The organism is Capsulimonas sp. (assembly GCF_039929585.1).
Lineage (GTDB): Bacteria > Armatimonadota > Armatimonadia > Armatimonadales > Capsulimonadaceae > Capsulimonas.
Genome location: NZ_JBDSQY010000312.1, coordinates 1 through 15,288, shown reverse-complemented (window position 1 = coordinate 15,288; position 15,288 = coordinate 1). Strand labels below are relative to the sequence as shown.

General features: G+C 58.3%; 7 protein-coding genes. 1 reads left to right on the top strand and 6 read right to left on the bottom strand.

The window, feature by feature from the left end; genetic code table 11:
- Nucleotides 1–147: 147 nt before the first annotated feature.
- Together ABIZ35_RS24000 and ABIZ35_RS23995 are read right to left on the bottom strand one after the other, a co-directional pair.
- Nucleotides 148–1,881 carry a hypothetical protein gene (locus tag ABIZ35_RS24000; RefSeq protein WP_348222458.1) on the bottom strand — a complete coding sequence of 578 codons (1,734 nt, stop codon included), beginning with the start codon at nucleotides 1,879–1,881 and terminating at the stop codon, nucleotides 148–150.
- A gap of 197 nt (nucleotides 1,882–2,078) precedes the next feature.
- A complete protein-coding gene (locus ABIZ35_RS23995) occupies nucleotides 2,079–2,903 on the bottom strand; it encodes a DUF1559 domain-containing protein (protein ID WP_348222457.1) in 825 nt (274 codons plus the stop codon).
- A 536-nt stretch (nucleotides 2,904–3,439) separates the two neighbouring features.
- On the opposite strand from ABIZ35_RS23995, the gene ABIZ35_RS23990 reads away from it, so the two are divergent.
- Entirely contained in the window at nucleotides 3,440–5,626 is a 2,187-nt protein-coding gene (locus tag ABIZ35_RS23990; protein WP_348222456.1) for a protease pro-enzyme activation domain-containing protein, read from the top strand.
- 82 nt (nucleotides 5,627–5,708) lie between these two features.
- Here the strand turns inward: ABIZ35_RS23990 and ABIZ35_RS23985 are convergent, their stop codons facing one another.
- From ABIZ35_RS23985 to ABIZ35_RS23970, 4 genes are all read right to left on the bottom strand, one after another.
- Nucleotides 5,709–8,978: a diguanylate cyclase gene (locus ABIZ35_RS23985; protein WP_348222455.1), complete on the bottom strand. Its 3,270-nt coding sequence runs from the start codon at nucleotides 8,976–8,978 to the stop codon at nucleotides 5,709–5,711.
- A gap of 159 nt (nucleotides 8,979–9,137) precedes the next feature.
- A complete protein-coding gene (locus tag ABIZ35_RS23980; RefSeq protein ID WP_348222454.1) occupies nucleotides 9,138–12,266 on the bottom strand; it encodes an IPT/TIG domain-containing protein in 3,129 nt (1,042 codons plus the stop codon).
- A gap of 213 nt (nucleotides 12,267–12,479) precedes the next feature.
- Nucleotides 12,480–13,646: a GntR family transcriptional regulator gene (locus ABIZ35_RS23975; RefSeq protein WP_348222453.1), complete on the bottom strand. Its 1,167-nt coding sequence runs from the start codon at nucleotides 13,644–13,646 to the stop codon at nucleotides 12,480–12,482.
- A 475-nt stretch (nucleotides 13,647–14,121) separates the two neighbouring features.
- On the bottom strand, nucleotides 14,122–14,976 hold the full coding sequence (locus ABIZ35_RS23970; RefSeq protein ID WP_348222452.1) for a DUF1559 domain-containing protein: 855 nt from the start codon (nucleotides 14,974–14,976) through the stop codon (nucleotides 14,122–14,124).
- Nucleotides 14,977–15,288 lie beyond the last annotated feature (312 nt).

Genomic DNA, 15,288 nt, shown 5'->3' with positions numbered 1-15,288 from the left:
CTCAAACCGATTCTTTACTAAACAGTGGGCCGCAGCTGTCTGAACGACAAGAACGGCCCAAATCGCCTCAAAGATCGCAGCTGGCTTGAGAAAGGGCACTTTCCGGCACCACTTCTAGGCGCGAATTTATTCGCCGGCTATCTGTGCTTACACGCCGAAGGGCGAGGCTCCTTCCGGATTCTGCCACTGGTAGCGCTTCTTCTTGCCGCCCAGCTTCCACTCCTCAGGACAGGTCGTGTCCAGCCAGTCCAGTGGCTCGCCCAGCGGCTGCTGAACCGCCGCGATCGCCAGAACTTCCTTCAGCTTGGCTTCCTGCTCCGGGCCGACCACGCTCATGTCCAGGCTGGTGAACAGTACCGAGCCGCTGCGCGCGACGAGATCCAGCCACTGCGTCGTCTTTTCCCAGGGAACATCCTTGGTGAGTGGCGCCATGTCCGGGTCAGTGGCGTAGAAGGCGCGATTCTGGGCGTTCCGGAACGCCAGACAGTTGACGCCCATCTTGCGCGACCGCTCCCAGTGCTGCCCACTGGTGTCGTCACCGGTGCGGCTGGCTTCGAAGATACCCGCCGACAGATGGCTGAACGTGTTGCAGCCGAGCACGACCGCCGTCCCCGCGCCGCGCCGCATGACCCGATAAAGATCGAGAATGACTTCCGCCGTCGTTCGGCCCTGGCCTTCGGCGAACTTCCAGCCGTCGTCGGTCAGACTGGAGCCCATGCTGCTCCCAAACCGTCCCATGATATCGACCGTGGAGAAGTCGTGCTTGATCAGCTCGAAGCCCCATGCCGTCAGCCGCGCCATGTCGGCTTCGATCTGATGCATCACCTCGGGAACCGTGGGGTCGAGAGAACCGTTTCGACCGGAGATGCGCCAATTGTCCGGCAGACCGTCCCAGGCCGTGGTCGGACGGATCCAGATGCCGGGACGCGCGCCGATCTTTTTGACTTCGGCGGTCAGGCCCGGCATGTCGGGAAATTTCTTGTTGCTCCCATCCCACGGACCCGCTTGGCCGGGACCGGCCGGCTCCCAGCCGTCATCGATCACGACATATGGTCGATTCGCTCCGCTCGGCGACAGGGCGACGAGACGCCGCGCGACATCCATGGTGTAATCGGCCGAGTTATTGCCGTAGGCGAAATCCCAGTCGTTGTGGCCGTAGATCGAATGGTCGGCGAGTCGGGGGCTGGGGCACATCTGCCGGCAGAAGGCGTGCAGGGCCGCGAAGGGCGTTTCGCCGCTCTTACCGGGCCGCGCCACGACCGTGCACATATCCAGCACACGCTGGCCGAGGCGCAACGGCATGCCGCCGCTGCGCACGTCGGCCCATAGACTGATCCCTTCCGAATCCGTCTGCCAGAAACAAAACGCCGCCGGGCAAGTCAGAACGCCGTAGCCATGAGTCCGGGAGCCGTCCCACGCCGCGAAGTACCAGGGCATCGCGCGGTCTGGAACGGAGCCGCGCCACTCCAGATCGCCGTAGGCCCGTTCCCAATGATCGCCTAGAAAGCGCTGGCCGCTCGCGACGGGACCGTTCCAGCGCAGGTGAACGCGCCGGATGCCCGTTTGGGGCGCGGACAGCGAAACTCCCACCCCATCGGCCTTGACGGTCGTTTTCACCTCAATATCCTGGTCCGTCCACCGCCCCCCGCCCTCGCTAGTCAGTGTTCGCGTCCCTTTTTCCGTGGTCACGCGTACGACATCCGGAGCGCGCAGCAGATCGAAATATCCGGACGATCGACCGGCGCGCAGGATCTTCTCCGCCGCCTGCGTCTCCAAAGGAGCGGCAAACATAGCGGAGACGGCGACAGCGGCGGCAGCTGACTGCTGAACGAACTGACGGCGCGTGGAGACGGGCCGCACATTGGTTTCTTCCGGTGGCATATCTGATATCTTAATCTTTCTTCAGAGCGGTTATGGATGATATTGTATCGATATTTGCTTCATTCGTCAAGAAATTGTACAAGATGGGAGCAAAATGGAATAGGTTCAGCAACGGATCACAAAAGATCAAGACTGCGCTTGCGGCCTTCCAGCCGCGAGCGCAGTCTTGTTATTGGACGATCAAAGCTGGCGTAAGATTACAAAGCGCTGTAAGTAGCGTCAAACGAGGAACCCGTGATGGCGCTGCTTCCTGAGAAACCCGTTCCCGAAGCCATTCCGTCCTGCACATTGTTGCCGGCGATCGTGGTCTGATCGGCGGTGGCGCTGACGGCGTTGTATCCCACGGAGATGCGCGTTGGGCGAAGATATTTGACATGACCGTCCGACAGCAGCCAGTTCGCGGCGTCGGTATGGCGGGCGACGCGCTGAGAGCCGCCAGAAGTCCCGCCGGCGTATCCGTAGGCAGTGCCGGTACAAGTATCGGATTCCACATTTTGAACGCCGCGCGGCCCGGGGTACGCCAGACCATTGACGGCTGGGCTATAGGTTTCATTCAGCACGGTTCCAGGAATTGGGTATCCACCGCCGCAGGCGATCGTTTCGGCGACCAGAATGGTGCTCGCAGGAGCATTGGAGCCGGAAAGCGTCATCGCGGCGCCGCGAGTTCCGTCGCCACCGCCGGCAAGGTTCTGGTTGATGCCATAGCTCTCACGCCCGTTGTTACTGCTGTCATCCGGGCAGTGGTAAATCCCTGCGCTTTTGGTGTAGGGGTAGATTTGTGTCGCCCAGCCGGCGCCGGTGCGGCCATTGTTGCCGCAAGGATAAGTCTCGTCGTTATCCTGTACATACTGAAGAATGCCCAGACCGAGCTGCTTCATGTTGGAAGTACAGCTGATCTGCCGAGCCTTCTCGCGCGCCTTGGCGAAGACAGGGAAGAGAATAGCAGCAAGTATTGCGATAATAGCGATCACAACGAGCAACTCAATGAGAGTGAATCCTTTGGCTTTTTTCACGTGCGGCATAATGAAATTTCCTTCTGAGCGATATTAATAACAAGTGAGCTCTTGCTCCAGGTATTTTAAAATGATACCATAAAATACCAGAACAAGCCCATTTTAACACTATTTGGATGCATTGTCAAGCGAAATTAAAAGGCGCCAGAATGCTTGTGCAGAGTTCGCACGAACGGTCGCATCAGCGGAACGCCTGAATTTCAGCGTCGTCGTAAAAGACCTCGTTCTCGAAAATCGAAAATCCAAAAGCACTCCTTCGAGAAAATGTGTCTGATCATTCCAACCAAAGAGCCTTTCTCCTCATATTTACTCTGGAAATCAGTTTGATATTTTTTTGACACCGGGCTGTTATTCTGGGCGCGAGATTGATTTCGTACAACATATCAATCCATTGACAAACCAAACACTATTGGTAATGAAAGGAGTAAACGCTATCTATCGCATGTAAAACACATTCCGAGTCACGCATATGAGCGCCGAGAGAGTAAATCAATAAGACTGATCGCTACAATAGCAATTCAGATACAAGAATGAGGAGACACGGCATGCACTTTCGACAACTCGTATCCAAGCCCAGCATACTCAGCCGAGCGCTTATCAGCGGGGCGGTCCTGCTCGCCCTCGCCGGCGCGCCCAGCCATGCACAGCAGATGTTCGGCCTGCGCGGACACGGCAGCATACACCGAGGCGTCGCCCAGGCCAGAGCGCTGGCGGCATTGGACCCAAGCGCTGCGCTCGATCTGACCATCAGCCTTCCCGTCCATAATCAAAGCGCGCTCGATCAGTATCTGCAGCAGCTCTACGACCCGAGCAGCCCCAACTACCACAAGTATCTGAGCGTCGCTGAGTTTACTCAGACATATGGCCCTACCGAGCAGGATTACACCGCCGTCGCCGTGTTCCTCAAAGCGCGAGGCTTCACTGTCGGAGCAGTTCCCAAAAATCGCATGCTCGTGGACGTACGCGGATCGGTCGGCGCGATTGAACAGACATTCCACGTTCATATGAAGCGCTACCAGCACCCGACGGAGAACCGCACCTTCTTTGGCCCCGACGCCGAACCGACCGTCGATCAGCCCGTCCCCATTCTGGATGTCACCGGCCTCGATGACTTTACGCTCCCCAAACCCAAGAACCTTCACATTCAGCCCAAGACGACCACGACGATCACCAAAGCCACTGGATCCGGGCCGGGCGGCCTGTATCAAGGCAACGATTTCCGAGGCGCTTACTGCCCACAAGTGACGCTCGACGGCGACGGACAGACGATCGCCATTTGGTCAGGCGCCAGCTACTATCCTTCGGACATCGCCACTTATTGTACGGTGTCGGGACTTCCGCCCGCCAACGTTACACAGGTCCCGATCAACGGGGCGGCGACTACGCCGTCGCCAGGACAGGATGTGGGCGAGCAGTCGCTGGATATCGAAATGTCGCACTCGATGGCGCCCGGCGCGAAAATCTATCTCTACTTCGGCGGCAGCGCGGCGGATACATGGAACCGCATCGCCACCGACAACATCGCCAAGCAAGTGACCTGCTCCATCAGCGTTAGCCCCCCACCCTCGACCCTGAACCAGATTTTGCAGCAAATGGCGGCGCAGGGCCAATCCGTGTTCAACGCAAGCGGCGACGCCGGTTACTCCGCCTCCCCCTTCGGATGGGATGACAATCCCTATATGACGAGCGTCGGCGGCACAAACCTTACGGTGAGTTCCTCGGGCGGACCTCGATCGCTGGAAACCGGCTGGGGCGGCAGCGGCGGCTACATCAGCCCCAACTACGCGATCCCCACCTGGCAGCAAGGCATCAGCATGACCGCCAATGGCGGCTCCACAACACAGCGTAACTGCCCGGATGTCGCGATGATCTCGGATAACTTCTGGTTCGTTTATAACAACGGCCAATCCGGCGGCGTCGGCGGCACCAGCGGCGCGGCGCCTTTGTGGGCCGGCTTCATGGCGCTGGTCAATCAGCAGGGGGCGCAGCACGGAAAGCCGACGGCCGGCTTTATCAATCCGGCGGTCTACGCCCTGGGCAAAGGCGCCAATTACAACACGTACTTCTACGATGTGACCTCTGGCAGCAACGGCAAGCCGGCGGTGACGGGTTACGATCTCGTAACCGGATGGGGATCTCCCAAAGGACAGGCCCTTATCGACGCCCTTAGCGGATCATCAAACTACACCGCAGTCGCCAGCGAAAACCAAACGGTGTCATTCGGAACGCCGGTGGATGTCGCCTACGGCGCGAATACCAGCTTCTTCTACAAGTATGCGATCGCGGGCAGCTTCACGTTCAGCAACGCCACGTTTGGGGGAGACCCGATCTTTGGCGTCGCCAAGTCCGGATACTCCAAGCCGTTTGTGAAGAGCGTGAACGAAGGAAGCTCCGCCACGTTCGGCTACCCCGTTGAAGCCGCTTACGGCGCCAACGGACACTATCTCTTCAACTGGGGGACCACTGGAACGGTGGCGTTTACCAACGCGGCCTGGGGAAACGATCCCGCGCCGAATGTCGCAAAGTCCGGCTACTACCTACCCTATGCGCAGTGCGCGGGCGAGGGCGGTTCCGTCACGTTCTCGGCTCCCACCGATGTCGCCTACGGCGCCAACGGGCACTTCCTCTTCCAGCATGCGGTGACGGGAACCATCGTATTCAACACGACGACATTCGGAAGCGATCCGGCTTACGGAACGCATAAGTACGGATATTACCGACCCAGCCATTAGCCCAACTCTCAAAGACACAGCAAAAAATCAGGCTCCAGGGAATACCCTGGAGCCTGATTTTTCGATGGAAACACATCTGTGCTTACGCGCAGCGCTGGGTCGTTTCCGAGGTATGCACATAGGCGGTCACCCGGTTGCGTCCGTTCGTCTTGGACGAATAAAGGGCCTGATCGGCATATTCGATAAGATCGCGACAGTTCTCAATTCCGTCTCTGTAGGTGACGACACCGATACTGGCGGTCACCTGGCGCAAATCCCAGGGGGTCGATGCAATCGCGTCGCGGAACCGCTCGGCGATAATCGCGATCCCCTCTTCGTCCGTTTGCGGAACAATCACCACAAACTCCTCGCCGCCGTAGCGCGCGGGGGTATCGGTATCCCGGCAGTTGTCCATCAGGATATTCGAGATCGTCTTTAGCACCTTGTCGCCCTGCGGATGGCCAAAGGTATCGTTATACTGCTTGAACTGGTCGACATCGAGCAGGAGCAGAGACAGCGGATGACCGTATCGCATGGCGCGCGTCCATTCGCGCTCCAGTTCATCCTGGAATCCGCGGTGGTTTGTCAGCCCGGTCAGGCCGTCGGTGATCGCCAGAGCGTTCAAGTGAATGTTAGCTTCCGCAAGCGACGCCTTCTCATACTCCAGATCGGCGCGCACACGGATCAATTCGTCGTTTTGCTGCTCCAGCTCCGCCTGAGTGGATTGCAGTTCGTCGTTCTGAGCCTCCAGCTCGGCCTGAGTATTTTGCAGCAGGTCGTTGTGCATTTCCAGTTCTTGTTTCTGCTCTTCCAGCTGCACGTACGCTTGCTCCACCGTCTCGTGCGCCTTCATCAGATCCGCAGTCCGAGCCTCAACAATCGCTTCCAGCTTGCGTGTGCGCTCCATCAGCAGGCGAGTCCGCAGCCGCAGCAGGATCCAGAATATCACCAGCGCCAAGACCACACAGCCGGCGCGGAAGAGCGTTGTCTGATAGTAGTAGGGCTGAAGCACGATCGTGACCATAGCGTGCGAGAGCGCGGAAGCCGATTGGGCGTCAAACGAACGAACCTCGAAGGTGTAGGTTCCCGGCGGCAGGTTCATATAGGCCGCACGGCGTCCCGACCCTACGTCGGTCCACCGAGAGCTATATCCGCGCAGACGGTACTCGAAGCGCAGGCGCTGTGAGCCGACAAAACGAATGGCGGTGTATTCGACATTCAGATCGCCTGTTCCCGGAGGAACCACAATCGTCCGATCAAAGCCGAAACGCACCCCATTGATTCGCACAGTCTCAAGAGCGGTCGGCACGGAGATCCGCAGGAACTTCGTGGGATCGACCCGAATGACGCCGTGCTCGCAGACGAACCACAGCATTCCTCGATCATCCTTCGTAACACAGTTTTCGAAATTTGCCTGGGGCGCCCCACCGTTGGCGCCGTCCGCCTTCTCCATTCGTGTGAATGTCGCCGCCCCCGAATAACCGTCCGCAACCGCGCCAAGCTGTGTTTCTTCGACACAGGAAATCCCGCGCGAGCCAGCAATCCAGAAGCGCCCCATCCCATCCGACGCCATGCCGGAGATGTAATCCGATGGAAGTCCGTTGGCGGCGGATGTCAGTACCGTGACAGCGCCATTCTTCCAGCGCGCCAGCCCCGCCCCATTGAACCCAAACCAGATCGCTCCGTCTTTGCCTTCACAGATCGACGACGCCTTCCAGCCGGTCAGCTTGGGATCAGGCGCATAGGGAGTTATCTCATCGCCATGAACGCGGATGAAGCCGCCAAAGCCGCCCACCCAAACATCGTCGTGGGAATCGATGAAAAATCGGGTGACCACGCCCTGCAGCTGATTGCTATGGATGCGGATCTGTTTGGCCCCGGTCTTGTCGAAGCGGAACAGATGCACGCCATCCGACGCCCAAATGCGCCCCTGGCTATCGTGAGCCACCATGTGCATGATGTTGGAATAGCCCTTGATCGGGCGGAGGCGCTGGAAGTCGCTCAAGACGCCGTTCGAAAACGTAGCGATCTCCCCGCCTTCCCGTCCGACCCACAGCTCTCCCCGACCAAGAGTCGTCAGGCTGGTGATATGAGCGTCATTGGGGATGGAAACGTCGCGGGTAAAGCGTCCACCGTCCATACGGAACAGGCCGCTGCGGCGGGCGCCGACACGGAGGCCGCGGGGAGTCCAGGCAATCGATGTCAGCTCGTCATTCGGCAGGCCGTCGGCGGCGCCGAATGTGCGGCAGATTTGCACTCGCAGCCATACCAGCCCCGTTTGGCAGCCGATCCAGTAGCCGTTTTCGCTATCGGTATACACAGGAATGGTCAGCGAAGCGAAGAGAGGACCGCTGAGCGGAACCTTCTCAAAATTGTCGCCGCGCCAACCGTAAAGAACGGAGCCTCCCGATACGGTCGTCGCGACGGCCCAAAGCCGCCCGCTGACATCCAGCCCCATACGTTCGCAGCGCTTGGGAAGACCGTCCGACGCCGCGCATGGAGACAGCTTACCATTGCGCGAGCGGAAGAGAACGCCGCCGTTCTGGACCCACACGGTCCCGTCGGCGTCGCAAAGCAAATTCGGCGTGCTGTCCTTCGTCGTATACATCCATGCGAGGTCGGTCAGCGGTTCCGACGACGGAAGCTTGACGAACCCGCCGGAGACGGCGTGATAGACTCCGTTTGCGGAAGCGATCCATGCTCCGCCGCGACGGTCCGGCGCGACGGTGACCGATCCGTTGCCAAACTGAGCCGCGCCGCCAATGGAAGTTACTCGCGCCGCGCTGACGGAATAAAGCGCGCCCTGGCTTCCGCCCACAAGCACGCTTCCATCGGGAAGATCGGCAAAACTGTAGCACACTTCAGGAAGAGGGGCCGATCCGAGACGGACGGGGTTCGCGCCGTCGCAGCGAAAGAGATATGCGTTTGTCGCAAGAAAAATATGCCCATCTTGCCCCAGCCACATCCGGTTGACGGTTTCTCGATCCAGCGCAGCCGTGACATCGATGAAGGCGTCGCCGGCGCGCCGGACCGCATGTCCCTGCGCCAGAATCCATAGAGTTCCCGCCTGGTCGACCACGAGGTCGTCCATGGCGCTTCCGGGAAGAGACGGCGTGGAGTGATGCTCGAAGACCGAAAAGCGCAGGCCGTCAAAACGCACGAGACCTTCCGCTGTCGCCAGCCAGACATAGCCATCCGGCGTCTTCGCGACGGCGTTGATCTTACTGCTCGGCAGTCCATGCTCGGCGTCCCACAGAGTGACCGCACGAGTGAGACCTGCCGGCGCGGACGCATCGGCTCGCCCTGGCGTCCCTGCGATCAGGGAAGACCAAATAGCAAATATGAGAATGGGAACAAACAATTGTCTTCGCAAAATGCCTCTCGCTGCGCCGCGTCATTAAAAGTCGTAATGTGACAGCTTAATTGATATTGTGGCGTTCGTGAGAGAATACTGGAGAGGAGAAAGCAGGCGAGCGGAGGATTCAGCCAATCCATCCGAGGGACGGATTGGCTGAGAAGTGCTTGGCGGCGATTAACGCGGCGCGCTCGATGTGATCGTCAGAGCGCTCGGTTCGGACGATCCACCGCTAAACAGCGGGTTCACGACGCGGACGGCCACGGAGCCCGCCATGACGATAGCCCCAGTGGGGATCGTCACGATCAATCGCGTGGAGGAGTACGCCGAGGGAGTATACTGCGCGCCGCCGCTGAATGTGACTCGTGAACTAGACAGGAAGCCCGTTCCCGCAATCGTCATGACAACACCGGACGAGCCGGCCTTGACCGAGCCTGGGGCGAGGCTGGCGATCACCGGCCGCGCAAAGACCGTCAGCGTCGCCGGTTCCGACGCACCGCCGTTCAGCGGCGCATTCACGACACGGACGGCCACGATCCCAGCCGCGCCGATAGCGCCGGCGGGGATCGTCACGATCAAACGCGTGGAGGAGTAAGCCGTGGGAATAACCAGCTCCCCGCCATTCAATGTGACTCGTGAACTAGAGAGGAAGCCCGTTCCCGAGATCGTCATGGAGACGCCTATGGAGCCGGCTGTCACGGTGGCGGGGGTGAGGCTGGCGATCGTAGGCCGCGCCAGAGTGATCGTCAGGTTCTTTGCGTTCGATGGAGCGACCGGACCGGGGTTCACCACTCGAACGTCATAAGAGCCGAGCTGTGGCGCGGGGATCGTAAAGCGGATCTGCGTGGAGGAAACGACGGTCGCCTCATACGACGCCGTGTTATTTAAGGTGACGTGGGCGCCGGCGAGGAAGCCGCTTCCCATCAAAGTCACGAGCAGGTTGGTCTTCGGCAAAGTGGCGGAGCCAGGCGAAACGCTGGCGAGCGTGAGTCCTGGGGTAATCTTCAGTGTAGCGGGAGCCGACGGGCCGCCGTCAATCGCCGAGTTGATTACACGCACCGCGACTTCCCCAGCCGCCTCCGTAACGCTCGTCGGAACCAGCACGACCAGCTGTGTGGGCGACTGGCTGGAAGGAACGACATAGGCCCCGCCGTTGAACGTAATCCGCGATGTCGACAGGAAACCGGTCCCCTTGATCGTCAGCGGCGCATTCAAGCTGCCGGCAGGGAGGCTGCTAGGGCTGAGCTGCGTGATCACAGGCGCAGGGCCCCGCACCTGGAACTCACGCAGGGCGGAGGCGCCGCCGTTTGCGGGGTTCGTAACGCGCAGGAAATAGGACCCCGGCACGGAAGTGACATTGGCCGGCAGCCCCACCGTTAAAGTCGTCGAAGAGACGAATGTGACGGCGCCGGGATACCGATCGTTGACCATCGCTGTGGCGGAAGGCGCGAAGTAGCTGCCCGTCACTGTTACCATGGCTCCCGTGGCGCTTTTCATGACAGGGGCGGGCGCGATCGCGTTCACCACGGGCGGCGCGCGCTGGAAGATCCATTGCTGATACGCGACGCCGGTATCCACCCAATCATGGACGATGGCGCCGTTCGTGACGTTGGGAATCTCCAGTACCCTCCCCGCCCGGTCCTGCGGGCTCAGAGCGAATGTTCCGTTCGCGTTCAGAAGGGCGCGCCAGCGCTGCGCCGAGCCGCCGTTGTCCGAGGACAGCGTGGCCGGGGCAGCCAGCCCTGGGCCGGGAACGTCCAGCACGAGACCGGCGGCGTACGACGGCTGTATCTTGAAAGTCAGTTGGCCCAGATTTGACCAGAGCCATGATTGATTGGACTGGCCGTTCGCATTGGCGATGTCCACCGCCGCGCCGGATGTGGAGGGAACATCCAGGCGCAGACTGGGAGCGCTGTACGGCGTCAGAAGATACGCCGCGTTCGATGGGTTCAGCACCCACTTTTGACCGGCTGAGAAACTATCGGTCGCAACAATCGCTGCGGAGGCGACGCCCAGGTCCAGCGAAAGCCCCGGCGCGCTGACCGGGCGGAGCGTGATGGTTCGATCCGAATTGAGACTGACCGTCCAGCGCTGCGCCGCCCGCCCATCATAAACGCCCAAATCGACGGCCGTCCCCGAGACGCCCGAGCCGGAGACTTCCAGAGCCAAGCCGATTGCGTACGACGGCTGGATCTTATAAACTCTGTCGCCCACGGGTATGACGATCCAGTTCTGGTTCGCCTGGCCGTTCGTGGCCAAAGAATTGACCGCCGTACCGCCCACGGCGCCCGAATCCACGGCGTTCAAACGTGAGACGGCGTCGCCGCTGGGAGTCAGCGTGTATGTGCCGGTGACAAGAGAGGCGCTCACGGCGTCACTGGGCAGACTGGAGGCAATCGCGTTGGCGTAATCCGTGGACGACGGGCCGCACCGCTGTACATCATCGTAGTGCCAAATAAATCCGCCGGCAATGCCGCTATCCTTCCAGCCGGTGATCTTGGCTTGAACTTGCGCTGGGGAGTCACCTGCGGTGCAGTCGAAGTGATGCGCCCAGAGGCCAGGATAGACGGGAACGGAAAACCCAGCTTGCTGGATGGCGTTGACCCAATCGGCGGGGTTGTTGCCGGCGCCGCCATCATAGCACTGGAGGTTAAATCCGGTCACGAGACCTGGAGATTGTCTTTCGACATCCGCCAGGCAGCTGACCCAGAAGTTCGGCGCAAAGTAAGGACAAAAGGTAACTTTCATCCCTAGTTGCCCCATCATGAGGGAAAAAGCGACGATCGTATCATGATCGAAATCGTCTTCAACGTCCAGGTCGATTCCATCGATATATGGAAACGCTTGCTTGAGCGCGCGGAAATTCCGGTAGAGGATACTGGTCGGCCCCGTCCCCTGGGTCCGGATCAATTCCCGGATATGCGCGTAATCCTGAACGCCTCCGGAGCCTACGGAGAAGTAGAGGCTATTGACCGTCGTCGATCCCTGTTTCAGCTGCGAGAGATAACTCGGCCAAGTAGGGTCGGCGGAATAAACGCCATCATGCACCAGTAACGGATCGTTGAAGACCAGATCCCCATTCGGATTGACATGGATACACCAGCAGATGACGCGCGTAAAGCCCGAATGCTTGACGTCGTCGATATTACTCTGAATATTCGGGTTGCCCCCCGGGTAGAACGCTCCATAAACCGCGACGACCGGCTTTGGCGCGGCGTCGGCGCCGAAGCAGGCCAAACTAAATAGGGCGCAGAAAAACGCAAAAAGTGCGATTTTTGCGCAGTGGACAGCGCGTGAAAGTCTCATGAGTTCTGATCTCCAATGACGAACTAATGGTATACAAAACGGCGTGCAGTAAAACCATCCGCTAAAACGACAGGACGGCGCAAACATATTTATGAATGCTCCTTCAGAGTATTCATAATATATTATTTCCAAATACTTGTCAAGCACCAAAATCAGGACCAAATGGAACCATTTTACGCATACCAGGGGCGCCGCCATGAGGCGAGAGCGGAGTTAATTGGCTTCGTTCTTTATCGACCGTGTGCTTTCACGCACGACCAATGTTGCGGGGATTTCCATATGGCTTTGAGGGGCGGAATGGTCTTTCAAGCGCCGGAAAAAAAGTCTGGCCGCCGCGGCGCCGATCTCCTCAAACGGCTGAGCCATCGTGGTGAGGCCCACGCCGCTGGGCAGGGAGCGAACGATGTTGTCGAAACCGATCAGCGATACATCCTCGGGAACGCTGAAGCCCAATTTCTCAAGCTGCTCCGCCACCCGGACTGCGTCTAAGTCGTTGACGCACAGGACCGCCGTCGGGCGCTCCTCAGGCGAAAGTCGAAAGATGGCGTCGAACACGATCCAGCTGTAAGAATCACTGAACGGTGTGCTGATCACCATCTCACCGGCAGTCCGATCGAACGCATCGTACATTGCCGACAAATATCCCTGCAAGCGATCCTGCACCGGATTGATCGATTCACTCTTCGTCACATAAGCGATCCGCCGATGACCTTGATCGATCAGATACTTCGTGGCGTCGTACATCGCCTGGCGATTTTGCAGACCCGCGAAGTCCGCCTCGACACCAACAAGAACCCGGTCAATCAGCACCGTCGGCATCTGCCGAGCCACCTTTTGGATCAGCTCATGATTGTCCTGATATGCGTAGGCGTTGAAAATAATCCCGCCAAACCCCTGGTCCAGCGCATATTGTAAATGCAGCGCTTCCCGTTCAGCGTTTTCCTTACGAGTCCCGATCGAATCGCCGAGATCCAAAAACACGCCGTGGTACCCGCCTTGTCCGAGCGCCTGGTTCAACCCCCAAAAAATCCGCTGCTGCGGTGAACCACTTTCCCCGCCGCCATGCCACATACTCAGTGCAACAAGGCGAGAGGCAGCGAGCTGGGATGATGAGATGGTCCCGGAAACCGCTCCCTGCAAGGGGGGCGCTTTCACAATCGGCCGGCAGTTGGGCTCCCGGGTCAGCAGACCTTCGCTCACCATCTGTACAATCGCCGTTCGTATAATTTTCCGGTGCACCTGAAAATCCTCGGTCAGTTCACGTTCGGACGGAAGCCATTCGCCGGCCGCGTAACGGCCGGACTGAATGCGTTCCCGCAGCGATTCGATCACCCGACACTGGATTGATGATGGATGCAATAGCAATGAGTTGGTCGACATGATTGTTATAGTATAACACAATTCTTCGCAGGATTCTATTATGTGGACAGACATACATTTTTCGGTATTTCACTCTATTTTACTATAAAATAGCGGCGATTATTGAATCTCACGCGGAACTAAAATTGCACATTATGGGCGGATTAGCACAGAAATAAAAGCCGCCACAGTTTGGATTTATGATGGGTTTAATATTTTCAAGAACTCCCATTAATGTATCTGGGACTGCGGGTTAAGATCGACTATTGCCGGGCTTTATTTTGTTCGTCATGCGCCAAAAGCTGTAAATCGGTGGGAGCCGCGATTGATGCTGCCGAATGAAAATTGTCCAGACCGCTTGAATTGGCGCGAAATTAGAACCAAAACAGGCCATTACGGAATCAAAATCTAGAGTTTTGGATCAAACGGCAAAACGCCCCTCCAATCAAAAGCGATTGAAGAGGCGTTCGTGGTGTGGATGTAATGGCTACCGAATTTACTTCGTGCTGAATGTCATCACAGCGCGTCCGCCGCTGTCCAGCGTCATGTTGTCCGTGCCGGCCGCCACTCTCGTTCCCAGGTTCTGCGCGTTCGTGGAAGCATTCGCGTTATTGCCGATCGAGATCTGAGTGGGCCGCAGATATTTCACATGGCCGTCGGTCGCGGCGTAGTTAGCGCCGTCGGTATGACGCGCGGGCCCGCCATATTGCGCCCCGCCGCCGCCCCAGTTCGTGCCGGCGGCGTTCTTTGGCTGACAGCTATCCGTACCAGGCCAGCCATAGCAGCCGTTCATCTGATCGTAGAACCCATTGCTGCTAGCGCTCATGTATCCAGAAGGGGGAGAGCTGGACCCAAAGTTGGCGCCTTCGTCCAGTTTCGTGACATCCGCCACATCGTTACTGACTTCAAAGAGAAGAACCGTGTTTGACGGGCTATTCAGCTCCGCCAGGGAGCGCCCCGGCATATAAACACTGGCGCCAAATGTCGCTAAGTCCGTGTTCATGGCGTAGCTGACAGGAGTGACCGTCTTGCCGCCGGCCACCTTGGAGGCTGTGGAGTCATCCGGGCATTTGTAAACGCCGGTGCTCTTGACGTAAGGATAGATATATCCTCCCCACCCTTGCGCATATCCGTAGAACGACGGGCAGAGGAGCTCATCGTAATACTGCGTGTACTGCATCATTCCTAAGCTCAGTTGCTTCATATTCGATAGACACGCGATCTGGCGGGCCTTTTCGCGAGCCTTAGCGAAGACCGGGAAGAGAATCGCGGCGAGAATAGCGATAATTGCGATAACAACGAGTAGTTCGATCAGCGTAAAGCCGGAGTTTGATTTGCGTAATGACTTCATCTTAGGGCCTTTCCTCATAAATGACGTTTGATTGGTTGAGTGATAATAATTGCCTTTGCACACCCTCATACCAAAGTATATCATAATTGCACGATGGTGTCAATAATTTAGTGCTACCAAATTTAACCCGAAAAAACACCAAAAAGGCTCAGGACGAATTCCCGTCCTGAGCCTTTTTGGTTTATTAGATGTCAAGTCTCATCACATTGTGAACAACTGTGACGCGTTCGGAACTGGGTAGGCTCCTGGTTAAATAGGTCGGGCCGTTTCCCGTACCATTCGACTGTCGCCTCATAGGGCGTCTTGCGGCCA

Coding starts and splice junctions, on each gene's coding strand:
- ABIZ35_RS23980 (WP_348222454.1), bottom strand. CDS start 12,266: ATGAGACTTTCACGCGCTGTCCACTGCGCAAAAATCGCACTTTTTGCG.
- ABIZ35_RS23975 (WP_348222453.1), bottom strand. CDS start 13,646: ATGTCGACCAACTCATTGCTATTGCATCCATCATCAATCCAGTGTCGG.
- ABIZ35_RS24000 (WP_348222458.1), bottom strand. CDS start 1,881: ATGCCACCGGAAGAAACCAATGTGCGGCCCGTCTCCACGCGCCGTCAG.
- ABIZ35_RS23990 (WP_348222456.1), top strand. CDS start 3,440: ATGCACTTTCGACAACTCGTATCCAAGCCCAGCATACTCAGCCGAGCG.
- ABIZ35_RS23970 (WP_348222452.1), bottom strand. CDS start 14,976: ATGAAGTCATTACGCAAATCAAACTCCGGCTTTACGCTGATCGAACTA.
- ABIZ35_RS23995 (WP_348222457.1), bottom strand. CDS start 2,903: ATGCCGCACGTGAAAAAAGCCAAAGGATTCACTCTCATTGAGTTGCTC.